The following is a 23,989-nucleotide window of genomic DNA, read 5'->3' as shown; positions in this document are numbered from 1 at the left end:
ATTATTTATATAACTCTACCTATTTTTTTAAAATGGGTAGAGTTGTTCATGTTTAAAATAATAATAGTTTTGGTTTAGAGATTTCATGATTATAAAATAAATTTATAACATGTGGTATAAAGTAAGTTTAATTAAAAAATAACAGTAACTATTTAAATATTAAAATAGAAAATTAAGACAATAATAAGAATATGGAGAGTAGATATGTTAGCATTATGGGAAAATGGAATTATAATTATATTTGCATTTCTATTGTTAGGGATAGGCTATTATTTTTCTAGAAATGTAAAAGATATGGAAAGTTATTACCTAGGAAATCGAAGTTTACCATGGTCTTTGATAGTAGGTACTTTGGTTGCCTCTTGGTATGGTGGAGTTGGTACAGTTGGCAGTGTAGAGTATGCAGCTATATATGGGATATCTGCATGGGCAGTATGGTCAATAGCTGCACATATTGGAAGAATGCCTTTAGCATTGTGGGTTGGACCAAGAATTCATATAAGAACTAATATAACAGTTCCTGATTTATTAGAAAGTTTTTATGGAAAGCAAGTTGCTATAATTGGAGCAGTTTTAATGTTTATATATTGTGCACAACTTGGAGAAATAACAGCTATGGGAACTATAGGTAATGTAGCTTGGGGAATTGATAAACAGCTAATAGGGTTTATAATGGTAGTGGTAGTAGTTATATTGACAGTTCTTGGTGGTCTTATGGGAGTTGCCATTACAGATATGGTATTGTTTTTCTGCATGGTATTTGGTCTAACTATGGTTATGCCAGGTCAATTTGACCAAATAGGTGGTTTTCAAGGTCTTACAGAAGCACTTAAAGATGCACCTCAGTTAATGCATCCTACAAAAGGTATGTCAGCAATGAAAGCATTGATGTTAATAGTATATTCATTTGGAGCTTATTCAGACCCAACGTTTTACCAAAGATTTTCAGCAGCAGATTCTCCAAAAGTTGGGAGAAGAGCTTTATTGACTTGTTTTTCTCTATGGATATGTTTTGACATGGTATTAACTATGACAGGTCTTATAGTTAGAGCCACTTATCCAGAAATGGCTCCAGCAGCTGGGTATATAACTTTAGTTTTAAATACATTGCCAGAAGGTATAAGAGTTATATTTATAATCGGAATTTTAGGTTCAATAATATCAACACTAGATAGTTATTATCTAGCAGCAGGAGCTACCTTAGCAAATGATATATATGGAAGAATTACTAAAAAAGAATTATCTCAAAAGCAATTAGTTAAATTTACTAGAATAGGTGTATGTTTAGCAGCAGTTATGGGACTTAGTGTGGCGTTTAGATTTGAAAATGTATATGATGCATGTATATTTGTAGGAAGTATTTGGATGGGTTCAGCATTTGTACCTATAGTAGGAGGTCTTCTTGGTAATGGAAGAAGAACATCTATGGGTGGTATTTTGGGAATGATTGTAGGCGGAGTAACTTTTGGTTATTTTAAAATGTTTCCAGTTCAAAGTTTTGAATTAGAACCTCTTGTTATAGCCATCCCTCTTTCATTTATTGCATGGACAATAGGAAATAGAATAGGTAAAAATTTAAATACACAAAATAATCTATAAAAAGGGAGTAGTTATTATGTCTAAATTGGTATCTAAAGTAAAAAAAGATTTGGAAATAAAATGGCTTGGTATAGATGGTTTTTTAGTACTATTATACTTTTTAATAACAGGATTTATATTTTATGGTATAGTAACTAGAAATGATATTATAGTTGGAAAGATAATCCCATATGGAGTCATGATAGCAGTAGTTATAATATTTTTTGATTATCTATATAGAGTATTTAAAATGACAGGAAAAAAAGATGAAAGGGAATGATTTTATGGATATAAGAGCATTGCCTATAAAAATTACAAAAGATGAAGCTATAGATATAGCAAAAAGTGGAAATAATTCATTACTAAGTAGACTGATATTAAAAAATAAAGAAGTTCATGAAGTTAGACTTCATTATATAGAGTTTAAAGTCGTTACACTTAAAATTCATCAAAATAAATCTATTTTCATGAAAAAAAAACAAGCTGGTAATACAAATGAATTAAATATTTTAGTAAATGGTTCTACGGGTGCTGGCAGTATAGTACAAGAACTACCAGTGTCTGAAATTGTAAAAAATGTAGATAATGACATCATACAATATAGTGATAAGGATGAAAGGAGAGTAAAATCAAAGGCAAATAAAATGGCTATAAGATTAAGTCACAGGTTTATGGGGGGTATACCAGAGATAGAGATAGTTAAAATTAAAAGTATCTTTAGACCATACTGGGTAGTATTCTTTGGAAAAGTGGAATTAAATACAAGAGTAAGTTACTTGCCAATTGAAGCAGATGGTTTTGTTATAGGAATGTAGGATATTTTATATAAATATATTTTACACTTATTGTATAATACATATTGAGAGAAGATATAATAGCTAGTTATATACAAGTATCTTTTATACTAGATAACCTAATTTATGATAAGTGAGTTTAAGGTGTATAGGTTATAATTATGGAGGAAATTAATTCTTATGATAAACTATAAATATACAGGATTTTATATAGAAAAGCCAGTAGGAAATAATGTATTTTCATATGAAGAGAGAAAAAATAAGAGTATATATGTTCCAAAACTAATAAGTGGAACATTGGATGATGTGAAATTAGGAAACAAAGTCGTATTTAATGAAATTGATGAAAATAAAGAGATAAAAGCAACAGGATTGGAAAATATGGTCGAATATGTCCTGGGAAATAAAAGAATATATGTTTTTGATAATCATAACCATGCATTTTATTTTTGGATAAAATCTATGATGGCAAATGAATTCACAAGAGGATGTAAACTAGTACATGTAGATCAACATAAGGATACTAGAGAGCCTAAAAACTACAATGTAGATATAAATAATCTGGAGGACGTATTTAGGTATACAAATGAGGTTTTAAATGTAGGAAGTTTTATAAAACCAGCATTAAAACATAATATATTTTCAGAATTAATAATAATAGATAGCTCATATGGCTTTGATTTAGATATAGAGCCAGAGTTTGTTCTTGACATAGATTTAGATATATTTTCAGAGGATATGGACTATATACCATTTGATTTTAAACTAGAAAAGATAAAAAATCTAATTAAAAAGGCTAAAGTTGTAACAATTGCTACAAGTCCTTACTTTATAAACCAAGAGTATGCTATAAAAGTATTAAAAGAATTGTTTAATTATGATATAATGTAAGAGTTAACTTTAAATAGAATATGGTATAATCAAAAAGAAGAAACTTCCAATCTAACTAAAAGATTTTATACTATAAAAAAACTAAAAAAATATAGATATACTTAGGAGGAAAAAAGTATGAGTTTATATACTGAATGGAGAAATTTAAGTGATAACCACGAAAGTCAAGAAACAGAGGTAAAATTCTGGGAAGAATATTTAAAAGTTGAAGCTGGAATATACAATGAAATATTAAATAGTAAAATGGATGTTGTTGAAGGTAAAGTAAGTGAATTAGCTGAGAAATTTGGAACTACTAATGAATTTTTCATGGGATTCATAGATGGAATAAGTGAAAGTTTAAAAGAAGATATAGTTTTAGAAGATGTAGAAGCTGATAAAGAAGTTTCTATAAAAATAGATTGGGAAAAATTATATAACAATATGGTAACTGTCGAGGCTCATTGGCTATATAATTTACAAGGTTGGGAAGAAATATTACCAGCAGACCAAAGAAAAGAAATAATAAAAGCATACAAAAAATCTAAAACAGTAGTTAAAGAAGCAAAAATAGGAAGAAATGATTCATGCCCATGTGGAAGTGGTAAAAAATATAAGAAATGTTGTGGAAAGTAAGGTAATCTTATGTTTATTTTAAGATTTGCAGATGATGATGACAATTTATCAGTTAAAGATTTTACATCTTTAACTGATTTAAAAAAATATATTAGTGAAAATAGTATAGATAAAACATGGCATCAAATTGAAGAAGTTAAGAAAGTAATACCTAACCTAAAAGAGGAATAAAATTAAGTAACATTAAAAAGAATATTAAAAAATAGTTGTCAATAGTTGTCTATAAGGACAACTATTTCTATTTTTAGATATAAATATAAAATATACAGGGGGTATAAATATGAAATTTATTGATTTGCATTGTGATACTATAGCAAAATTAATGGAGAATGTAGAAACAAGTGAACTTAAAACTAACAAATATTCTGTTGATATAGACAGGCTGAAAAAAGGGGATTCATTGGCTCAAACATTTGCTCTTTTTGTTGATACTGAAGAAGTAAAACATCCTTTTGATTACTGTATGAGTATGGCAGATAAATTTCATAAAGAAATGAAAAAAAATAGTGATGTAATAGCTCTAGCTACTAACTATGAAGAAATTATGAAAAATCAATCAGAGAATAAGCTTACAGCACTTTTATCTATAGAGGAAGGAGCAGTGCTTGAAGGTAGAATAGAAAACTTAAAGAAGTTTTATGATTTAGGCGTTAGAATGATGACAATAAGTTGGAATCATGTGAATGAGTTAAGCTTTCCTCATAATAATATAGAGTATAGAGAAAAAGGTCTTACAGATTTTGGTAGAGAAGTTGTACATAAGATGAATGAGCTAGGTATGCTAGTTGATGTTTCTCATATTTCAGATGGTGGATTTTATGAAATTGCAAAAATATCCTCTAAACCAATAATAGCTACACATTCAAATTCAAGAGCAATGATGAATCATACTAGAAACCTAACTGATGATATGATTAAAGTGTTGGCTAATAAAGGTGGGGTTACAGGCATTAACTTCTTCCACTTATTTTTAGGCGATAAAAGCGAAAGTAAGCTTGAAGATATGGTTAGACATATAAAACATATTGTAAATGTTGGAGGAATTGATGTTGTAGCTCTAGGCTCAGATTTCGATGGAATAGATTCAAAAGTTGAGATTGAGGATATATCTCAAATGGGTAAATTATACGAGCCTCTAAAAAAAGAAGGATTTAGTGAAGATGAAATAGAAAAAATATACTATAAAAACGCTTTAAGAGTAATAAAAGAAGTGTTATAAGAAATGTTTTTTTGACATTAGGAAACAAAGTTTTATATCGAACATAGTATAAACTAAGATAAAAATTTATTGGAGGTTTAACTATGAAGGTAGGAGACATTGTAGCTAGAAAGTCACATAACAAAGATATTGTATTTAAAATAGTCTCTTTTGGTGTAGATGAAAATAATGAAAAAATAGCTATACTAAAAGGAATTGCATTTAGAGTAATAGCAGATGCTTATATTGATGACCTTGAATTAGTAAAAGCACCTGATATAAAAGATATATTAATAGATAAAAATGTAGAAAATTTATTATATAAGTCAGTAAGAAAGGCTAAAGAGAGACAGAAAAAGATGACAAGGGCAGTTCCAAAACTTCAATTAAATTCTAACACATATGGAATGCCTGGAAAAGTATTACAAATAGATGGAGATAAAGAGTATTTAAAAATTTGTTTGGATGTATATGCTCAACTTGGAATACCTGCAGTAGGAGTAGCAGTTTCAGAGCAAAACCAGCATAAAGAAGTAAGAGCATTACTAGAAAAATATAATCCGGATATACTAGTAATTACAGGACATGATGCAATGACAGTAAAAAGAGGGGATATAGAAGATATGAATAACTATAGAAACTCTTTAAATTTTATGAAAACAGTTAGAGAAGCACGTAAATGGCAACCAAATTTGGATAATCTTGTAATATTTGCAGGAGCATGTCAGTCAAATTATGAAAAAATAATAAATGCAGGAGCGAATTATGCAAGTTCCCCTGGTAGAATAATGATACATGCTTTAGACCCTGTTTTTGTAGTAGAAAAAATTGCATGTTCAAGAATTGATGTAGTAGTACCTATTGATGAGGTTATAGAGCAGACTATCACAGGTGTTAAGGGTATTGGTGGCTCTGAAACAAGAGGGAAATTTAGATGGGCAATGCCAAAAACAATATTGCACTAACAAAAATTAACATAATTATACTGTATATATTCAAAAATAGTATTGACATTTTTGCAAAAAATATATAAAATAATTAGTTTAAACGTTTGACAAAAATGTTTATATGTGATATTATGTAAACATATAAACGTTAAAGAAGGTGATATTGTGGCTACTGTTCAAACTCTAGATAAGATAAGAGTAAGCTTAGAAAGACATATAGGAAAGAAAATATTGTTGAAAGCTAATAAAGGAAGAAAGCAGATTATTACAAAAGAGGGTATACTAGAAAAAGTTTATCCAAGCGTGTTTGTTATAAAATTAGATGATGAAAGTAATGGATATCCTAGGGTATCTTATAGTTACTCAGATTTATTAACATCTAATGTAAAGTTGCAAGTTTTTAGAGATCAAGATAAATTACAAATAAGTTAAAATTATACCTATTAAAAATAGGTGTAATTTTTTTTTTGTTCCTTAAATATAAATATAGTGTGATATTTTTATAATACTTAAGGAGGTAAACTATGGAATTAATTAAAGATGTAATTAAAATTGACAATAGAATAGACTTTGGGAAATTTCAAACATTTATTGAGGCGGAAGCAGTAGTGCCAGACAAGAAGCTAGATGTATATGAGATTGTAAAGACTGAGGGTTACATATCACTTAAAAAAATTGAGATAGCAGATGGAAAGATACTTTGTAGAGGAAGTTTTAATTACAACGTAATTTACATCGCAGACGATAAAAATACTGTTTCTAATGTAGATGGAAAAGTAGATATAAACGAAGTAATAGAAAAAGATAATGTTATGCAAGATATGGAATACATGTTATTTTCAGAGGTAGAGCATATGGACTGCACTATAATGAATGAGAGAAAGATTAAAGTAGGAGCTCTTATGAATATAAGAGGAAGTTTATTTGAAAAACAGAGATTAGATATTGTAAAGGATGTAGCTCAAGTAGAAGGCATACAAAAGCATAGAAAGGAAATTTGTTTTCAAGATATAGTGGGAATAGAAAAAGCAGAAAGTTCTATAAGAGACACTATAACTATAAATACAGAAGAAATTCAATCTATAATAAGCTTAAATCCTTGTGTTAAAGTAAAAGAAAGTAGAGTAACTGATAATAAGGTTATTATTGGTGGAGTATTAGAAATAAATCCATTGGCTTGTACATATGAGGGTGAACTTGTAGAGTTAGATAGAGTGGGTATAGAGTTCACTCAGTTTGTAGAAGTTCCTGGAGTGAGTGATGGTATGACAGAGGAAGTATTATTGTCCATGTCAGACTTTAATCATATTTTTAAACAAAATAGTGAAAGTAATACAGGTCTATTAGAAATAGATTGTATGGCTTGTTGCAAGGTAAAAGTTACAGATGAAGTAACAAGAGAGGTATTACAAGATGCATACTCTCCTCAAAAGATAATAAAATTTGACCATAAACCTATTCAATTAAATAAGACTTTAAGAAATAGTGAAGAAACATTTATGGTTAGAGAAGGAATAAGAAATGATAATGATGATATACAAATAAAAGATATTGTAAGCGTTTGTCCAACTATGTCTATAGAAAATAGCTACATTGAAGGAAATAAAAGTATTATACAAGGGATTATAAAAGTTGAAATTTTATTTATTCCAGTTGAAGGGCTAAAATTAGTTTATAAAATTAGTGAAGAAATTCCATTTGAGCATGATATAGAGATGGATAACTTAACTGATACAGCATCAGTGTTTAATACAGCATGTATTGATAAAATTGAGGTTGATTTGAATAGAGACCAAATAGATTTGGTTATAAAAATCAAAAGATTTACTGAAGCATTAGATAAAAAGGCAGAAAGCTTTATTGTTAAAGGTGAAGATCAAGGTGTGTATGATTTATCTAAAGCCCCAAGTATAATTGTATATATATGTAAAGAAGGAGATACTTTCTGGAATATTGCAAAAAAATACAATACAACAGAAAATGAAATTGCAGAACTCAATGATATAAAACTTGACGAAGCAATTAAGCCTGGCAAGTGTCTTATTTTAGAAAAAAAAGTCGTATTAGTAGATTAATATTAAAAAATTTAAAGTAATTAAGTATAATAGGGTATTATAATACCCTATTATTTTATTTTTTGTAGTATAATATTATTGTTAGTGATGCATTATTCTTTAAACAAGGAGGATAGAATGGATTTTATAAAACTAAAGAGCAGGGCAAAAATAAATTTATCCATTGATGTCTTAGGAAAAAGGCAAGACGGTTATCATTTTGTTGAAATGATAATGCAAACGATAGATTTATACGATATAGTAAAAATAAAGGGATTAGATAAAGATGAAATAGAGATAAAAAGCACTAGTTTAGATATCCCTTTAGATGAAGATAATATTGTTTATAAAGCTGCCAAAATACTTAAGAATAGATTTAATATAAAAAAAGGCGTAGAAGTATTCATAGAAAAAAATATTCCTGTAGCAGCAGGTATGGCTGGAGGAAGTTCCAATGCCGCCGCAGTATTAGTAGGATTAAATGAATTATGGAAACTTGAATTATCTGAAGATGAATTAAAAGACATCGGATTTAACTTGGGAGCAGATGTTCCATTTTGTATATCAGGAAGGCCTGCTTTAGCTCAAGGTGTTGGAGAAAAACTAACAGATATTAAAGGTTTACCATGTGATATAAGTATTTTAATATGTAAACCAGAATTATTTGTTTCTACAAAAGAAGTTTATCAAGGGTTAGATTTGAATAATATTAAAAAAAGACCTAATAATAAATATTTGATGGAGTGTTTAAATTCAGAAGACATAAAAGCTGTATCAGAAAATATGGTAAATGTTCTTGAAAATGTTACTATAAGTAAATATGAAGAGATAAATAATATAAAGCAAGTTATGATGAAAAATAATGCTTTAGGTTCTATGATGAGTGGAAGTGGTCCTACAGTTTTTGGATTATTTGAAAGTAAAGAAGATGCTCTAATTGGAAAAAAAGAATTATTAAAAAAATATAAACAGGTATATGTTGTTAACAGCAGTCAAAAAGGGGTTGAAATTTGTGGAGAATTTAACTAAACTGAACTTGGATAATTACAAGCCATTAAGAGATGTAGTCTTCGAAAATTTAAGAGAGGCAATCTTAGAAGGGAAATTAAAGCCTGGTCAAAGGCTGATGGAAGTACAACTAGCAGAACAATTAGGAGTAAGTAGAACTCCAGTAAGAGAGGCAATAAGAAAGCTTGAATTAGAAGGTTTAGTTGTTATGTTGCCTAGAAAAGGTGCATATGTAGCAAATATGTCATTAAAGGATCTTCTAGATGTATTAGAGGTAAGAGCAAGCTTAGAAGGTCTAGCAGCGTCTCTTGCTGCTGAAAGAATTGGTGATGATGATATAAAAAAACTTAAGGATATATCAGAAGCGTTAAAAAAAAGCATTTTGGAATCAGATTTAGATGCACTATTGAAACAAGATGTAGAATTTCATGAATGTATATTTAAAGCAACAAACAATAAAAAGTTAATCCAATTGATAAACTCCTTATGGGAACAAGTGTATAGGTTTAGAGTTACTTATATGTCTGATTACGACTCATCGCTTAATATTGTTGAAGAACATAGATTTTTACTTGATGCCATAATAAAAGGTGATAGTGAGTTGTCTAAGAAATATGCTACAGAGCATATAGAAAAAGCAGAGCAATTTATGATAGATAAGGCTATGATGAATAAAGACTTATAAAATTAAAAAAACTACTTTGAAATGTTTATAAACATTTCAAAGTAGTTTTTTTATTGATATTGAAAATATTATGAATAAATTAAATTTAAATGGACATAATTGATGATATAAATTTATCTTGAGGGGGATTTTTCAATGAGAAAAATTAAAGTTAGGTTGGGAATATTAATATTAAGTCTTATATCAGTCATATCAATAATGACGATAGTAATAAATGGTGAAGTAAAAAAAATTGATAATATATCAAAAGACTATAAAGATAAATTAATAAGATTTCATGTCATAGCAAATAGTAATACAGATGAAGATCAAGAACTTAAATTAAAAGTTAGGGATGAAGTAGTAAAATATTTACAACCAAAACTACAAAACTCAAAAAGTATAGAGGAAAGTGAAGCTATTATAAAAAAAGAATATAGTACTCTGGAAGAAATAAGTAAAAATATTATTCTTGAAAATGGATATAATTACAGTGTAAAGGTAGGTATACAATATAGTAACTTTCCTACAAAACAATATTCTAATATAGTTCTTCCAGCAGGTGAATATAAAGCATTAAAAATTATAATTGGAAAAGGTGAAGGAAAAAACTGGTGGTGTGTTATGTTTCCTCCATTATGTTTTGTTGATGAGTCTAATGGAGTTATAGACAAATCTACAGATGATAAGTTAAAAGAAGTTTTAACTGACAAGGAATATAAGCTAATAAAACAAGACACACCAAAGAAAACAAGCAGAGTAAAAATCAAGTTTAAAGTAATTGAAGTAGTAAAGGATTTAGAAGAAAAATTTTAAAAAAATAAAATTATAAGGAGTGGTTTTAATCATGGACAGGTGGAGTAAACTGATAGCTATATTACTAGCTTTAACCTATATATTTATGCCTATTAAAGAGGTATATGCAGATGAGCCAACAGAGACAGCTAAGAAAGTAAACAAACAAGAAAAAAATGTAGCAAAAAAGGAAGTAATAAATTTATCTGATAATGATTTAATGTTACTGTCTAAATTGGTTGCAGGTGAAGCTAGAGGAGAAAGCTATGAGGGACAGGTTGCTGTAGCAGCTGTAGTAATAAACAGAGTATTGGACCCTAGATTTCCAGATTCAATAGAGGAAGTTATATATCAGAAGAATGCTTTCTCAGTTGTGCTTGATGGTTCAATAAACAAGACACCAACAGATTCAGCATGTAAAGCAGCTAAAGAAGCTCTTTATGGAACTGACCCAACAAATAAAGCAGTATATTTCTGGAATCCAGAAATAGCCACTTGCAAATGGATAAATAGACTAAATCCATATCTGAGAATAGGGAATCATGTGTTTGCAAAATAAATTTAAATTTTTGAGTACTGAGAGGAGTTGTCTTTTTCTAGAAATTATTTTCTAATTTGAGATAGCTCCTTTATTTTTTGTTTAAAATAAACTATAATAATCATTTAGGTAATAATATATTAACTGTGAATATAAAAATAAATTTTAGCGATAAATAAGATGTTGTTAAACACAAAAATGTAAAGTAGGTGTTGTATAAAAATGAGCAATAGACCAATAGGAGTTTTTGATTCGGGATTAGGCGGATTGACGGTTTTGAAAGAAATAATGAAGATATTACCAAATGAGGATATAATATATTTTGGAGATACTGCTAGAATACCATATGGTTCGAGATCTAAGGAGACTATAATTAAATATACTTTTCAAGCTATAAATTTTCTAAAAACTAAGGATGTAAAAGCTATAGTTATAGCTTGTAATACTGCTACTGCGAGAAGTTTAAAAGAGGCTCAAGAAAAATATGATATACCAATAATAGGAGTTATAGAAGCCGGTGCTAGGACAGCTGTAAGTTCCACTAAAAACAAGACTGTAGGTATAATTGGAACAGAAGGAACTATAAGTTCAAAGGCATATAATTTAGAAATATCTAAAATAGATAAAAATATAGAAATTGTTAATAAAGCATGTCCTTTATTTGTACCAATTGTTGAAGAAGGATGGGCTAACACAGAAGTAGCTAAGTTAACAGCAAAGATATATCTACAAGAATTAAAAGATAAGAATATAGACTCTTTGGTATTAGGATGTACTCATTATCCTATTTTAAAGAGAACGATAGGTGAAGAGGTTGGAGAACACATAAAATTGGTTAATCCAGCTAAAGAGACAGCTAAAGATTTAAAAAAGATTTTAGAAGAACGAAACATTATAAATAGCAAAGAAGCTCATGGAATTTATCAATATTATGTATCAGACATACATGAAAAATTTTCAGATATAGCGAAAGAATTTTTAAAGAAAAAAATTGATAAAATTCAAAAAGTGGAGATACAAAAATATTAGTTTATATGAAGAAGTCTATGGAGGAAAAATCGTTGAGTGTAAAAATAAGCATAAATACTAGACAATATGATGAAAAAGGTAATATGGACACCATAGAGATGACTACTTTTGGTAAAATTTTTTATAAAAATGATGGAATATATGTTATTTACAAGGAAAAAGAAGACAATATAGAAATAACTAATACTATAAAAATACTTAAAAATGAAGTTAGTATTAAAAAGTTTGGTTCTATTAATTCAACTATGATGTTTAAATGTGGAGAAAGCAGTACTACAAAATATGTAACCCCACAAGGTACCTTATTAATTGATATTGACACAAGAGAATTGGATATAAATATACAAGAAGGGGAACACATAAAATTGAAAATAGACTATAATATAAAGATACAAGATTTATTTTTAGGTAGAAACAAAATAGATATATACATAGATATTAAATAATAACTATAGCTATTTTCCAGAAATTTTATAAAGGTAGTGAAAAAACTACCTTTTATTTAATTTATTTGGTATTATTATATTTATATTAAACTTTAATTTCTTAAAATTGATACAAGGGTTTAGCGTTTTTTTATAGAAAGTATACTTAAAAGTGAATAAAACTAAGTGTAAGAGGGATAAATATGATATTTGATAAGGTACTAAGTACTATAAATAAACATAATTTAATACAAAAAGGCGATAAAATAGTTTTGGGTCTTTCTGGAGGACCTGATTCAGTTTGTTTATTGCATGTACTAAATAGATTAAAAAAAGATTTTAATATAGAAATATATGCAGCACATTTAAATCATCAAATAAGAGGAATAGAAGCTCAAAAAGATGCATTATATGTATCTAAGCTTTGTGAGGATATGGGAATTGTATTCTTTGTAAAGTCTATTAATGTACCAAAATATTGTGAAAATGAGGGGTTATCATTAGAAGAAGGAGCAAGGAAGCTAAGATATGAAATGTTTTATGAAATTAAGGATAAGATTAAAGCTAACAAAATAGCTATAGGCCATAATCTCAATGACCAAGCTGAGACTGTCATGATGCGTATTATGAGAGGAACAGGTCTTAAAGGGTTAAAAGGAATTGATTATATTAGAGATAACTGTATAATTAGACCAATCTTGGATGTAGAGAGAATAGATATAGAGGAATATTGTAAGGCTTATAATTTAAATCCTAGAATAGATAAAACAAATTTAGAAAACATATACACTAGAAATAAAATAAGGTTAGACCTTTTACCATATATGAAGGATAATTTTAATTCAAATGTAATAGAATCTATAGTGAGGATGAGCAATAGCTTAAAAAGTGACAACGATTATATTGAGAAAGAGGCAGAAGCTAAATTTAGAGAAGTTTCAAATATAAAAGAAAAGAGCTTTGTAGAGATAAATTTAGAAGATTTTATTTGCTTACATGATGCTATCAAAGTTAGGGTTCTTAGAAATTCTATAAAACATATACTAGGAGATACTAATTTTGTTGATCAAAAACATATAGAGGACATAATGTCTTTAGAAAGTGATTCAAAAGTAAATAAAATGATAACTCTTCCGAGAAATATATTTGTTTATAGAAAAAAAGACAGTATAATATTAACCAATGAGGAAATTGTTAGTGAGGAAATTGAATTTTATTACAATATACCTAGTAATGGGTTTATAAAAATAAAAGAATTAAAACAAATTATTGAGACCCAAGTAATGAGTATAGATAGGTATAAGAGTATGAAATTAGACAATTCATCTAAAGGGTTTGATTTTAATAAGGTAAAAGGGGGTATAGTAATAAGGAGCAGAAGGCAAGGTGATAAGATAAAACTTGCTATGGGAAGTAAAAAAGTGAAGGATTTATTCATAGATTTAAAAATCCCAAGAGAAGAAAGATGTAAAATTCCTATAATCACAGATAGTGAAGGAATAATATGTGTTGGAGATTATAAAATCAGTGAGAATTATAAAATTGATGAAAGCACAAAAGAAGTATTAAAAATTAATTTTAACAAATTATAGGGCAAAGCAATGTATGAAAGGAGGGCTTCTATATTGAATAAGTTGCTAAAAGGGGCAGGTTTTTATCTACTTGTTTTTATAATTATAGTAGGTATAGTTCAATTCTCAGGTAAGCCTACAGAAAAAATAAAAGATTTAAAATTTTCCCAAGTATATAGGGAATTAACAGATGAGAATATATCAAGATTGTACTTTGTAAATCAAACTTCTGTAGAAGGTACTATAAAAGATACAAATACAAAGTTTAAATCATATGTTCCAACAGAAATAATGGGAGATAAACTTGCAGATGAAGTGTTAGATCAAGCTAAGGCTGGAAAATTAACATTTGGTGGTGAAGCTAAACCATCTACACCTTGGTTTGTTGAGATGCTACCTACATTACTGTTAATATTCTTTATGGTAATTCTTTGGTTTGTATTTATGAATCAGTCTCAAGGTGGAGGCGGAAAGGTTATGAGCTTTGGTAAGTCAAAGGCTAAGGTTCATAAGGATGATGAAAAAACTAGAGTTACGTTTAAAGATGTAGCTGGATTGGATGAAGAAAAAGAAGATTTACAAGAAGTAGTAGACTTCTTGAAGAATCCTAAGAAATATATTGAATTAGGGGCAAGGATACCAAAAGGAATGCTTATGGTAGGACCTCCTGGAACTGGTAAAACATATCTATCAAGAGCAGTTGCTGGAGAAGCAGGAGTTCCATTTTTCAGTATAAGTGGTTCTGATTTCGTTGAGATGTTTGTTGGGGTTGGGGCTTCAAGAGTAAGAGATTTATTTGAGCAAGCTAAAAAAAGCGCTCCAGCTATAATATTTATAGATGAAATCGATGCAGTTGGTAGAAAGAGAGGAGCAGGTCTTGGTGGAGGTCATGATGAAAGAGAACAAACTCTTAATCAACTTCTAGTTGAGATGGATGGATTTGGAGTAAACCAAGGTATAATAATCATGGCAGCAACAAATAGACCAGATATACTTGACCCAGCTTTACTTAGACCAGGAAGATTTGACAGACAAGTAGTTGTTGGTACACCAGATGTAAAAGGTAGAGAAGCTATATTTAAAGTTCACTCAAGAAATAAACCGCTAAATGATGATGTTAAAATGGATGTATTAGCTAGAAGAACACCAGGATTTACTCCTGCTGATATAGAAAACTTAATGAATGAAGCTGCAATACTAACAGCTAGAAAAAGAGAAAAGAAAATTAAGATGGAAACTATAGAAGAAGCTATAACAAAGGTTATAGCAGGTGTAGCTAAGAAATCGAGAGTAATAAGTGAAAAAGAAAGAAGACTTACAGCATATCATGAAGGCGGGCATGCAGTTTGTGCTCATATACTTGAGGAAGTAAGTCCTGTTCATCAAGTTACAATAGTACCAAGAGGAAGAGCAGGAGGATTTACAATGCAGCTTCCTGTTGAAGATAAGTTCTATGCTACTAAAAATGAGATGAAAGAAAACATAGTAGTTTTACTTGGAGGTAGAGTAGCAGAAGAGTTAGTGCTAAAAGATGTGTCTACAGGAGCATCAAATGACTTAGAAAGAGTTACAGCTACTGCAAGAAGTATGGTAACAAAATATGGAATGAGTTCTAAACTTGGTCCAATGTCATTTGACAGTGATGATGAAGTATTTTTAGGTAATAGTTTTTCAAGTAAGAGAAACTATTCTGAAGAGGTTGCTTTTGAGATAGACCAAGAAACAAAACGTATAGTTGATGGTGCATATGATAAGACAAGAAGTATATTACAAGAAAACATGGATAGACTGGAGTATGTAGCACAAGCCTTACTTATCTATGAAACTTTAGATGCAGATCAATTTATAAAAGCATTTAATAAAGAATTACCATTAAATGATATTGAAAATGCAATTACAGAGGAAAATTCTCCTAAAGAAAATGAAGAGCAATTAACTATAAATCTAGAAAAAGATAGAGAAGAAAGAAACAATGTTGTTGATATAAATAAAAATCAAGAAAATAAATCTGATGAAGATAAATAATTTTAAAATATTGATTATTTTAAGAGTATTATCTATTAAGGATTAAATATTAAGACTGAAAGTATAATGTTAAATTGATAAACAAAGTATATTTGCATATATCAATCTAATTAATACTTTCAGTTTTTTTTGTGATTTTAGCAAAGATTAGGCAAAATATTAAGCTATGGGAATTAATGGTATGGGTATATAAGTTTACTTATGATAATATATTAAAAAGGAATTTTAAAATTAGTAGTATTAAAAATATATTAATAATGTATAATTACTTATTAGAAGAAAAGAAGTCATGAAATCATATCATATTAGAGGTGAAGTATGCGAGAGAAGATAATAGAAATTATATTAAATAATAAATCTGAGTTTATTTCGGGTGAAGAGTTGTCAAAGCAATTAGGTGTGTCACGTGCAGCTATATGGAAACATATGAAAGCTCTAAAAGAAGAGGGATATAATATAGAATCTGTAAATAAAAAAGGTTATAGATTAACAGAAAATCCAACTGATTTATTAAGTCCACAGAATATCTACTATAAATTAAATACAGAGTTTATTGGTAAGAATATTGAGCATCTTGATACTATAGATTCAACCAATGAATACGCAAAAAGAGTGGCTGTGAATAGTATAGATGGAACTGTGATTTTAAGTGAACATCAAGATATGGGAAAAGGTCGATTAGGAAGAACTTGGGATTCCAAACCCCATGAAGGGATTTGGATGAGTATTATTCTAAAACCAGATATGGAACCGTTTAAAGCACCATTTATAACTTTAATAGCAGGAGCAAGTGTAACACAAGCTTTAAATAATCTAGGGGCAAAGACTTTGATAAAATGGCCAAATGATGTTATTTTAAATGGGAAAAAAATATGTGGTATACTAACAGAATTGTCTGCTGAGATTGAAAGAACAAATTATGTTGTTCTTGGTATTGGAATAAATGTTAAAATAATGGACTTTGATTCAGAAATAGCTGAGAAAGCTACCTCATTGTATAAAGAAGGATACAAATTGTCTAGAGTAGATATTGTCAGAAATGTATTGGCTGAATTTGAAAAGTTATATTTAGATTATATTGCAAATAACTCAAAAGAAGAAACTTTAAAAATATGTAGAGATTATTCTGCTATTATAGATAAGAATATATATGTACTAAAAGGAAATGATAAAGAATTAGTTAAATGCTTAGATATAAATGAAGATGGTAACTTAGTAGTTCAGGGTAGTGATGGAAGTGTAAAAGAAATTGTTTCGGGTGAAGTTTCTATAAGAGGAGAAAATGGATATGTATGATAATATTTTAGATATAGAAGGTTTAAAGGTTGGGCAAGTTGAGGATAGAATAGGGATGACTGGATGTACAGTAGTGATTTGTGAAGAAGGTGCAGTTTGTGGTGTTGATGTAAGAGGGTCGGCTCCAGGAACCAGAGAAACCGATTTATTAGACCCTGTAAATATGGTTCAAAAAGTTCATGCTATAGTTTTAGCAGGAGGTTCTGCATATGGTCTTGAATCTACTTGTGGAGTAAGTAGATACTTAGAAGAAAGAGGAATTGGTTTTGATGTTGGAGTTGGAAAAGTTCCTATAGTTGTTGGAGCAGTTTTATTTGATTTAGGAGTAGGAGATTTTAAGTGTAGACCAGATATACAAATGGGTTATAAAGCTTGTGAGGTGGCAAATACAACTGTTTTAAATCAAGGTAATTATGGAGCAGGATGTGGAGCTACTGTTGGAAAGATAAGAGGGCAAGAATATGCTATGAAAGGTGGAATAGGAAGTTATTCTATAAAACTAGATAATGGATTGATTGTATCTGCATTAATTGCTGTAAATGCTCTTGGAGATGTTTATGAGGATGGTAAGGTTATAGCAGGCGCCTTAAATGATAAAAAAACAGAAACAATTGATACATATAAATTGATGAAACAAGGTGCAAGTAAAGGTGGATTTAGTATAGATAATACTACAATTGGAGTTATAGCTACGAATGCTAAACTGACTAAAGCTGAATGTAAAAAAATATCTCAAATGGGTCATGATGGGTATGCAAAAGCTATTTTTCCTATCCATACACCTCATGATGGAGATACAATATTCACAATGTCAAAAGGTGAAATAGAAGCAGATATAACGTTATTAGGTTCATTGGCTGTAGAGGCTGTGGAAAAAAGTATAATAAATGCAGTAAAAAAAGCTGATAGTGTAGAAAATATAATAGCATATAAAGACATAGTAAAAAAATGAGAAATATGATGAAATTAGCATATTTTTCTTGTCAAATTGTTGACAATGACAACTCATCTTGATAAAATTATTCTTGTTAGAGCAGGCATCCTGAAAGTAGTAGCCTGACTCATAATGATAAGAAACAAGAGTAAGAAAAATCAAAAAATTAAGTAGTCCGGCATCGTTAGTGAGCTGGAACGGAGGTGTATTTTTTATGATGAACACAAGTGCATCAGTAAGAAAAGTAAATGTAAGAAAGATGACTATAATAGGGGTACTATCAGCTATTTCTATTATGCTATCTATGACTCCATTGGGATTTATTCCAGTTGGACCTACAAAAGCAACTATAATGCATATACCAGTTATTATTGGAGCTATTATGGAAGGACCAATAGTTGGGGCAGCAATAGGCTTTATATTTGGAGTATCAAGTCTTTTAAACGCTATAGTAAACCCAACGGTAACATCTTTTGTTTTTATAAATCCATTAGTTTCAATATTGCCAAGAGTTATGATAGGTATATTGGCTTATTATGTATATCAACTAATAATCAATGCTACAAGTAAGGTATACATATCTGGATTAATTACAGGAGCTGTAGGTTCTTTGTTAAATACAGCTGGTGTTTTAGGAATGATATATGTTTTATATGCTGACAAGTATCTTCAAGCAATGGGTCAAAATGGTTCAGCAGGAAAGGTTATAATGGCTCTTGCCGCAGCAAATGGAGTACCAGAAGCAATAGTAGGAGCTTTAGTAGTAGCTGCCGTTGCTGCTGTACTTAAGAAAAGCAAAAAATAGAAAGAAGGTTAATGACATATGCTTCTAGTATTTGATGTTGGAAATACTAATATGGTTTTAGGTATATATAAAGGTGACAAGTTAGTTAATTATTGGAGAATTAAAACAGATAAGGAAAAAACATCTGATGAATATGGAATTCTAATAAGTAGCTTATTTAAGTATGATGATGTGGATATAAATGCTATTGATGATGTAATAATATCATCTGTAGTTCCAAACGTTATGCATTCTCTTGAAAATTTTTGTATAAAATACTGTAAAAAGCATCCATTGATAGTAGGTCCAGGCATAAAAACAGGTCTAAATATAAAATATGATAATCCAAAACAAGTTGGAGCAGACAGGATAGTTAATGCTGTAGCAGGCATAGAAAAATATGGGGCACCAAGTATACTTGTAGATTTTGGAACAGCAACTACATTTTGTGCTATTTCTGAAAAAGGTGAATATCTAGGGGGTACAATAGCACCAGGAATAAAGATATCTAGTGAGGCATTATTCCAAAGTGCATCTAAATTGCCTAGAGTAGAATTAGCAAAACCAGGTATGACTATTTGTAAAAGTACTGTATCGGCTATGCAATCTGGCATAATTTATGGATATGTAGGTTTAGTTGATAAAATAATAAATATGATGAAAAAAGAATTAAATTGTGATGATGTTAAAGTTATAGCTACAGGTGGGCTAGCTAAACTAATTGCTTCAGAAACAAAAAGTATAGATTATGTAGATGGTTTTTTAACGCTAGAAGGATTAAGAATAATATATGAAAAAAACCAAGAATAATTAATACAGGGAATTGGATTATATATCCAGTTCCCTTTTTATGATAGTTTTTTAGTGTTATGTGGTATATTATAATGAGGAAATGCAGATTTAGAAATAAAATCACAAAAACAAAGGAAAAAATAGGAGAAAAACGATGAAAATAGGAAATTTAGAATTAAAAAATAAAGTTTTTCTGTCACCTATGGCAGGGGTAACAGACCTTCCATTTAGATTAATTTGTAAAGAACAAGAATGTGGACTTTTATATACAGAAATGATAAATGGTAAGGCACTTTGCTATGATGATGAAAATACTAAAAAAATGCTTAAGATAGAAAAAGAAGAACATCCTGTAGCTGTTCAGATATTTGGTTCTGAGCCAGATTTTATGGGAAGAGCAGCAGAAATAATGAACGAATATTCAAATGAAATCCTTGATATAAATATGGGATGTCCAGCTCCAAAAGTAGTTAAAAATGGGGATGGTTCAGCACTTATGAAAAATCCTAAACTTGCAGAGCAGGTATTAAAGGCAGTAGTGAAGAATTCAAAGAAACCAGTTACTTTAAAAATAAGAAAAGGATGGGATGATAATAGTATAAATGCTGTTGAGATAGCAAAGATAGCAGAAGCTTGTGGAATAAGTGCTTTAGCAATACATGGAAGAACGAGAGAGCAATATTATACAGGTAAAGCAGACTGGAATATAATTGCAGATATTAAGAAAAATTTAAATATACCTGTTATAGGAAATGGTGATGTATTTACAATAGAAGATTCAATAAATATGTTAGACAAAACGGGTTGTGATGCTATAATGATAGGTAGGGGTGCTCAGGGTAACCCATGGATATTTAAAAGAATAAACCATTATATGAATACAGGCGAGATTTTACCAGAGCCAACTCTTAACGAAAAGATAAGTACTGCCATTAAACATTTAAAGCTTGCAGTAGAAGAACATGGAGAGTATGTAGCTGTAAGGGAAATGAGAAAACACATCGCTTGGTATTTAAAAGGTCTTAGAAACTCTGCAAGATTAAGAGATGAAATTAATAAAATAGAAGACTATCAAGAAGTTGTGTCGAAATTGGAGTACTATATGGAAGACTCCTTGACATAAAAATAATAGTGACTTATAATATAGCGCATAAATTAAAAAAAGATTATAAAAATTTTAAAATATAATTAGGAAAATTCCTAAGAAATTTGTGAAGGAGTTGTATTTATAATGGAAGAGAATAAAGAGTTTTTATTGACACAAGAGGGATACGATAAATTAGAAGAAGAATTAGAGAATTTAAAGGTTGTAAAGAGAAAAGAAGTTGCAGAGAGAATAAAGGTTGCTATATCTTTTGGTGATTTATCTGAAAATGCTGAGTATGATGAAGCTAAAAAGGAACAGGCACAGGTTGAAGAAAGAATCTTAAAATTAGAAAATATGGTTAGAAAAGCTGTTATCATAGATGAAAGCAAAATAGACCTTAATGTTGTTACAATAGGTTCAATAGTTAAAGTTAAAGATTTAGAATTTGATGAAGATGTTGAATATACTATAGTTGGTTCAACAGAAGCAGACCCATATGATGGCAAAATATCAAACGAATCTCCTGTAGGAAAAGCGCTTTTAGGAAGAGCTGTTAAAGAGGTTGTAGAGGTGCAAGTTCCTGATGGAGTTGCTAAGTTTGAAATATTAGAAATAAGAAGATAATCTGGAGGAAAAAAATGAAAAATAATCAACAAAGCAATGAAGAAGCACAAATTCAAGAAGACCTTAGTGAAGTACTTCAAGTAAGAAGAGATAAACTAAAAAAATTACAAGAATCAGGTAGAGACCCTTTCAAAGAAAGTAGATATGATAGAACTCATTATTCTATGGAAATAAAAGATAACTTTGAAACTCTTGAAGGTCAAACTACAAAAATAGCAGGACGTATCATGAGCAAGAGAATACAAGGTAAAGCTGGTTTTATAGATATTCAAGACCAAGAAGGAAGAATTCAATCTTATGTAAGATTAGATGCTATAGGGGAAGAAGAATATAGTGTATTTTCAACATATGATATTGGAGACATAGTTGGTATTGAAGGGGAAATATTTAGAACTAAAAGGGGCGAAATATCTGTAAAGGCTAAATGTGTAGTATTATTATGCAAATCTTTACAAGTTTTACCAGAAAAATATCATGGATTAAAAGATCAAGAATTAAGATATAGACAAAGATATGTTGATTTAATAGTGAACCCAGAAGTAAAAAATGCTTTTTTAATTAGAACGAAAGCATTAAAGGCATTGAGAGCGTATTTAGATGACAGAGGATTTTTAGAAGTTGAGACTCCAATATTAAATACTATAGCTGGTGGAGCGAATGCTAGACCTTTTATAACTAACCATAACACTTTACATATACCAATGTATTTAAGAATAGCAAACGAATTATACTTAAAGAGACTTATTGTTGGTGGATTTGATAAAGTTTATGAAATGGGAAGAATGTTTAGAAATGAAGGTATGGATTTAAAACATAATCCTGAATATACTGCTATAGAATTATATCAAGCATATGCAGACTACACTGATATGATGGAGATAACAGAAAATGTTGTTGCACATATGGCTGAAGTTGCTACAGGAAGCATGATAATCAACTATCAAGGAACAGAAATAAACTTTACACCTCCTTGGAAGAGAATGACTATGGAAGATTGTGTGAAGGAATATTCTGGCGTAGATTTTTCTGCAATAAATACAGATGAAGAAGCATTAGAAGTTGCTAGAGAAAAAGGAATAGAAATAAAGCCTGGAATGAGAAGAGGGGAAGTAATAAATGCTTTCTTTGAAGAGTTTGGAGAAGATAAATTAATCCAACCAACATTTATAACACATCATCCAGTTGAAGTATCTCCATTATCTAAGAGAAATACTGAAGACCCAAGAAGAACTGATAGATTTGAAGCTTTTGCTAATAAATGGGAGTTAGCTAATGCATTTTCTGAGCTTAATGACCCAATTGACCAAAAAGGAAGATTTATGGACCAATTGAGAAAAAGAGAATTAGGTGATGATGAAGCTTTTGAGATGGATGATGATTTCTTAAAAGCATTAGAAGTAGGTTTACCTCCTACAGGTGGACTAGGAATAGGTATAGATAGAGTTATTATGCTATTAACTAATTCTCCATCTATAAGAGATGTATTATTATTCCCTACTATGAAACCTATTGATAATAATCAAAATAAAGAAGAAGAAGAAAAATAAAAAATACAAGCATTCTACTAAGTTTTAAATAAAATAGAGCTATTAAATTATCAATAAATAGCTTTATTTTATTTAAAATGTCAATGTAGAATGCTTTTTATATGTTCTAAAGAAGTTTTCATGTATTTAATTTATAAATTACCAACAAACGTTACAAATTGATATTAGTTTTTGTTGATTGGAACTTTATATTTAGAAAATATGATTGAAAGTAATTTATTATGAAAATATTTAAAGTAATTTTTGGGAAGGAAAAAGGAATAATTTTTGAGAATACTATATATAAAAAATTATTGGGGGAATGTGTGATGTTTCAAGTAATTGATTTTTTATGTTTAGTTTGTATTGGATTTTTAGTTCTTGATGTTATGGTATATTTTTGTAAGGATGCAATGGATATATTTGAAAGTACAACTAAGGTTAATAAAGTTAAGAGTATAAATGTTTGGGCAGATAGAGTCAGAGCCAACTCATATTCTTACGAAAATAAAATTGCAAAATAGGAAAAACTGTATATGCATGTGTTACTTGTAATATCAAGGGTTATATCTGTTAGTTTTAGTTAAAAGTATTAAAAAAAACAAAGAGTTATAACCTTTTTTAAAATAAAAAACAAAAAAAGTATTGACGAATTATTTTTAAGGTGATATAGTATTACTTGTCCCCAAGAAAAGGGCAAACATGAAAAATGAACTTTGAAAATTAAACAGTAGGTTAATTTATAAAAACAAGAAACAAACCATAAAGCCAGATATTTAGATAACAATAGTATCTGAGCCTGATAAACTTTTAT

Annotated in this window: 26 protein-coding genes; all 26 read left to right on the top strand. The window is 29.3% G+C overall.

Translation table 11 applies throughout. The features are described 5' to 3' along the window. The first annotated feature begins 204 nt into the window (after positions 1-204). The 26 genes from IC219_RS15140 (at position 205) to IC219_RS15015 (ending at position 23,699) form a co-directional block, all read left to right on the top strand. Positions 205-1,599 (top strand): sodium:solute symporter family protein, encoded by a 1,395-nt coding sequence (locus IC219_RS15140; protein ID WP_227437563.1) that lies wholly within the window; start codon positions 205-207, stop codon positions 1,597-1,599. 16 nt (positions 1,600-1,615) lie between these two features. After that, positions 1,616-1,858 carry a hypothetical protein gene (locus IC219_RS15135; RefSeq protein WP_227483275.1) on the top strand — a complete coding sequence of 81 codons (243 nt, stop codon included), beginning with the start codon at positions 1,616-1,618 and terminating at the stop codon, positions 1,856-1,858. After that, positions 1,845-2,393 carry a hypothetical protein gene (locus tag IC219_RS15130; RefSeq protein ID WP_227483274.1) on the top strand — a complete coding sequence of 183 codons (549 nt, stop codon included), beginning with the start codon at positions 1,845-1,847 and terminating at the stop codon, positions 2,391-2,393. The genes IC219_RS15135 and IC219_RS15130 overlap by 14 nt, the downstream gene beginning before the upstream one ends. Positions 2,394-2,552: 159 nt before the next feature. Beyond that, complete coding sequence (locus IC219_RS15125) at positions 2,553-3,263, top strand: UPF0489 family protein (protein ID WP_227437556.1); 711 nt, start codon at positions 2,553-2,555, stop codon at positions 3,261-3,263. Positions 3,264-3,380: 117 nt separating this feature from the next. Continuing rightward, positions 3,381-3,878 carry an SEC-C metal-binding domain-containing protein gene (locus IC219_RS15120; RefSeq protein ID WP_227437554.1) on the top strand — a complete coding sequence of 166 codons (498 nt, stop codon included), beginning with the start codon at positions 3,381-3,383 and terminating at the stop codon, positions 3,876-3,878. 9 nt (positions 3,879-3,887) lie between these two features. Beyond that, a complete protein-coding gene (locus tag IC219_RS15115) occupies positions 3,888-4,049 on the top strand; it encodes a hypothetical protein (protein ID WP_227437552.1) in 162 nt (53 codons plus the stop codon). 109 nt (positions 4,050-4,158) lie between these two features. Then, positions 4,159-5,097, top strand: a complete 939-nt coding sequence (locus IC219_RS15110; RefSeq protein WP_227483273.1) for a dipeptidase — start codon at positions 4,159-4,161, stop codon at positions 5,095-5,097. An 83-nt stretch (positions 5,098-5,180) separates the two neighbouring features. Beyond that, positions 5,181-6,041: a sporulation peptidase YabG gene (gene yabG, locus IC219_RS15105; protein WP_227437548.1), complete on the top strand. Its 861-nt coding sequence runs from the start codon at positions 5,181-5,183 to the stop codon at positions 6,039-6,041. Positions 6,042-6,188: 147 nt separating this feature from the next. After that, positions 6,189-6,455 (top strand): Veg family protein, encoded by a 267-nt coding sequence (locus IC219_RS15100; RefSeq protein ID WP_009892135.1) that lies wholly within the window; start codon positions 6,189-6,191, stop codon positions 6,453-6,455. 92 nt (positions 6,456-6,547) lie between these two features. Beyond that, the gene (locus IC219_RS15095) at positions 6,548-8,098 is read left to right on the top strand and encodes a DUF3794 and LysM peptidoglycan-binding domain-containing protein (RefSeq protein WP_227437546.1); all 1,551 of its coding nucleotides are present in this window, start codon (positions 6,548-6,550) and stop codon (positions 8,096-8,098) included. Positions 8,099-8,215: 117 nt separating this feature from the next. Continuing rightward, on the top strand, positions 8,216-9,106 hold the full coding sequence (ispE, locus tag IC219_RS15090) for a 4-(cytidine 5'-diphospho)-2-C-methyl-D-erythritol kinase (protein ID WP_227437544.1): 891 nt from the start codon (positions 8,216-8,218) through the stop codon (positions 9,104-9,106). Further along, a complete protein-coding gene (locus IC219_RS15085) occupies positions 9,090-9,770 on the top strand; it encodes a GntR family transcriptional regulator (RefSeq protein ID WP_227437541.1) in 681 nt (226 codons plus the stop codon). Before ispE ends, IC219_RS15085 begins: the two co-directional genes overlap by 17 nt. Before the next feature lie 135 nt (positions 9,771-9,905). After that, positions 9,906-10,565, top strand: coding sequence for a stage II sporulation protein R (gene spoIIR / locus IC219_RS15080; RefSeq protein WP_227437539.1), 660 nt, complete (start codon positions 9,906-9,908; stop codon positions 10,563-10,565). A gap of 31 nt (positions 10,566-10,596) precedes the next feature. Continuing rightward, the gene (locus tag IC219_RS15075; protein ID WP_227483272.1) at positions 10,597-11,103 is read left to right on the top strand and encodes a cell wall hydrolase; all 507 of its coding nucleotides are present in this window, start codon (positions 10,597-10,599) and stop codon (positions 11,101-11,103) included. A gap of 201 nt (positions 11,104-11,304) precedes the next feature. Next, positions 11,305-12,111: a glutamate racemase gene (gene murI / locus IC219_RS15070; RefSeq protein ID WP_227437535.1), complete on the top strand. Its 807-nt coding sequence runs from the start codon at positions 11,305-11,307 to the stop codon at positions 12,109-12,111. 17 nt (positions 12,112-12,128) lie between these two features. Continuing rightward, positions 12,129-12,557, top strand: coding sequence for a DUF1934 domain-containing protein (locus tag IC219_RS15065; RefSeq protein WP_413926953.1), 429 nt, complete (start codon positions 12,129-12,131; stop codon positions 12,555-12,557). A 182-nt stretch (positions 12,558-12,739) separates the two neighbouring features. After that, positions 12,740-14,128, top strand: coding sequence for a tRNA lysidine(34) synthetase TilS (tilS, locus tag IC219_RS15060; protein WP_227437532.1), 1,389 nt, complete (start codon positions 12,740-12,742; stop codon positions 14,126-14,128). 33 nt (positions 14,129-14,161) lie between these two features. Continuing rightward, positions 14,162-16,132, top strand: coding sequence for an ATP-dependent zinc metalloprotease FtsH (gene ftsH, locus IC219_RS15055; RefSeq protein ID WP_227437529.1), 1,971 nt, complete (start codon positions 14,162-14,164; stop codon positions 16,130-16,132). Positions 16,133-16,450: 318 nt separating this feature from the next. Further along, positions 16,451-17,428, top strand: a complete 978-nt coding sequence (locus IC219_RS15050) for a biotin--[acetyl-CoA-carboxylase] ligase (RefSeq protein ID WP_227831464.1) — start codon at positions 16,451-16,453, stop codon at positions 17,426-17,428. Further along, positions 17,421-18,380 (top strand): P1 family peptidase, encoded by a 960-nt coding sequence (locus IC219_RS15045; RefSeq protein ID WP_227831463.1) that lies wholly within the window; start codon positions 17,421-17,423, stop codon positions 18,378-18,380. Before IC219_RS15050 ends, IC219_RS15045 begins: the two co-directional genes overlap by 8 nt. Positions 18,381-18,576: 196 nt before the next feature. Next, positions 18,577-19,167: an ECF transporter S component gene (locus IC219_RS15040; protein WP_227483268.1), complete on the top strand. Its 591-nt coding sequence runs from the start codon at positions 18,577-18,579 to the stop codon at positions 19,165-19,167. An 18-nt stretch (positions 19,168-19,185) separates the two neighbouring features. Continuing rightward, a complete protein-coding gene (locus tag IC219_RS15035; protein ID WP_227437521.1) occupies positions 19,186-19,956 on the top strand; it encodes a type III pantothenate kinase in 771 nt (256 codons plus the stop codon). 136 nt (positions 19,957-20,092) lie between these two features. Then, a complete protein-coding gene (gene dusB, locus IC219_RS15030; RefSeq protein ID WP_227831462.1) occupies positions 20,093-21,061 on the top strand; it encodes a tRNA dihydrouridine synthase DusB in 969 nt (322 codons plus the stop codon). Between the two features lie 108 nt (positions 21,062-21,169). After that, the gene (gene greA, locus IC219_RS15025; protein ID WP_021386470.1) at positions 21,170-21,649 is read left to right on the top strand and encodes a transcription elongation factor GreA; all 480 of its coding nucleotides are present in this window, start codon (positions 21,170-21,172) and stop codon (positions 21,647-21,649) included. A 14-nt stretch (positions 21,650-21,663) separates the two neighbouring features. After that, positions 21,664-23,196 carry a lysine--tRNA ligase gene (lysS, locus tag IC219_RS15020; protein WP_227437517.1) on the top strand — a complete coding sequence of 511 codons (1,533 nt, stop codon included), beginning with the start codon at positions 21,664-21,666 and terminating at the stop codon, positions 23,194-23,196. A gap of 308 nt (positions 23,197-23,504) precedes the next feature. Continuing rightward, positions 23,505-23,699, top strand: a complete 195-nt coding sequence (locus IC219_RS15015; protein WP_227483267.1) for a hypothetical protein — start codon at positions 23,505-23,507, stop codon at positions 23,697-23,699. Positions 23,700-23,989 lie beyond the last annotated feature (290 nt).

It is taken from the genome of Clostridioides sp. ES-W-0018-02 (assembly GCF_020658175.1).
In the GTDB taxonomy this organism is placed as follows: Bacteria; Bacillota; Clostridia; order Peptostreptococcales; family Peptostreptococcaceae; genus Clostridioides.
Note: the sequence above shows the minus strand (reverse complement) of the source record. Positions and strands in the feature narration are given on the sequence as shown.

What these genes read in the sequence shown, in the direction of transcription:
- IC219_RS15140 (WP_227437563.1), top strand. Translation starts at nt 205, where the DNA reads ATGTTAGCATTATGGGAAAATGGAATTATAATTATATTTGCATTTCTA.
- IC219_RS15135 (WP_227483275.1), top strand. Translation starts at nt 1,616, where the DNA reads ATGTCTAAATTGGTATCTAAAGTAAAAAAAGATTTGGAAATAAAATGG.
- IC219_RS15130 (WP_227483274.1), top strand. Translation starts at nt 1,845, where the DNA reads ATGAAAGGGAATGATTTTATGGATATAAGAGCATTGCCTATAAAAATT.
- IC219_RS15125 (WP_227437556.1), top strand. Translation starts at nt 2,553, where the DNA reads ATGATAAACTATAAATATACAGGATTTTATATAGAAAAGCCAGTAGGA.
- IC219_RS15120 (WP_227437554.1), top strand. Translation starts at nt 3,381, where the DNA reads ATGAGTTTATATACTGAATGGAGAAATTTAAGTGATAACCACGAAAGT.
- IC219_RS15115 (WP_227437552.1), top strand. Translation starts at nt 3,888, where the DNA reads ATGTTTATTTTAAGATTTGCAGATGATGATGACAATTTATCAGTTAAA.
- IC219_RS15110 (WP_227483273.1), top strand. Translation starts at nt 4,159, where the DNA reads ATGAAATTTATTGATTTGCATTGTGATACTATAGCAAAATTAATGGAG.
- yabG (WP_227437548.1), top strand. Translation starts at nt 5,181, where the DNA reads ATGAAGGTAGGAGACATTGTAGCTAGAAAGTCACATAACAAAGATATT.
- IC219_RS15095 (WP_227437546.1), top strand. Translation starts at nt 6,548, where the DNA reads ATGGAATTAATTAAAGATGTAATTAAAATTGACAATAGAATAGACTTT.
- ispE (WP_227437544.1), top strand. Translation starts at nt 8,216, where the DNA reads ATGGATTTTATAAAACTAAAGAGCAGGGCAAAAATAAATTTATCCATT.
- spoIIR (WP_227437539.1), top strand. Translation starts at nt 9,906, where the DNA reads ATGAGAAAAATTAAAGTTAGGTTGGGAATATTAATATTAAGTCTTATA.
- IC219_RS15075 (WP_227483272.1), top strand. Translation starts at nt 10,597, where the DNA reads ATGGACAGGTGGAGTAAACTGATAGCTATATTACTAGCTTTAACCTAT.
- murI (WP_227437535.1), top strand. Translation starts at nt 11,305, where the DNA reads ATGAGCAATAGACCAATAGGAGTTTTTGATTCGGGATTAGGCGGATTG.
- IC219_RS15065 (WP_413926953.1), top strand. Translation starts at nt 12,129, where the DNA reads ATGGAGGAAAAATCGTTGAGTGTAAAAATAAGCATAAATACTAGACAA.
- tilS (WP_227437532.1), top strand. Translation starts at nt 12,740, where the DNA reads ATGATATTTGATAAGGTACTAAGTACTATAAATAAACATAATTTAATA.
- IC219_RS15050 (WP_227831464.1), top strand. Translation starts at nt 16,451, where the DNA reads ATGCGAGAGAAGATAATAGAAATTATATTAAATAATAAATCTGAGTTT.
- IC219_RS15045 (WP_227831463.1), top strand. Translation starts at nt 17,421, where the DNA reads ATGTATGATAATATTTTAGATATAGAAGGTTTAAAGGTTGGGCAAGTT.
- IC219_RS15040 (WP_227483268.1), top strand. Translation starts at nt 18,577, where the DNA reads ATGATGAACACAAGTGCATCAGTAAGAAAAGTAAATGTAAGAAAGATG.
- IC219_RS15035 (WP_227437521.1), top strand. Translation starts at nt 19,186, where the DNA reads ATGCTTCTAGTATTTGATGTTGGAAATACTAATATGGTTTTAGGTATA.
- dusB (WP_227831462.1), top strand. Translation starts at nt 20,093, where the DNA reads ATGAAAATAGGAAATTTAGAATTAAAAAATAAAGTTTTTCTGTCACCT.
- greA (WP_021386470.1), top strand. Translation starts at nt 21,170, where the DNA reads ATGGAAGAGAATAAAGAGTTTTTATTGACACAAGAGGGATACGATAAA.
- lysS (WP_227437517.1), top strand. Translation starts at nt 21,664, where the DNA reads ATGAAAAATAATCAACAAAGCAATGAAGAAGCACAAATTCAAGAAGAC.
- IC219_RS15015 (WP_227483267.1), top strand. Translation starts at nt 23,505, where the DNA reads ATGTTTCAAGTAATTGATTTTTTATGTTTAGTTTGTATTGGATTTTTA.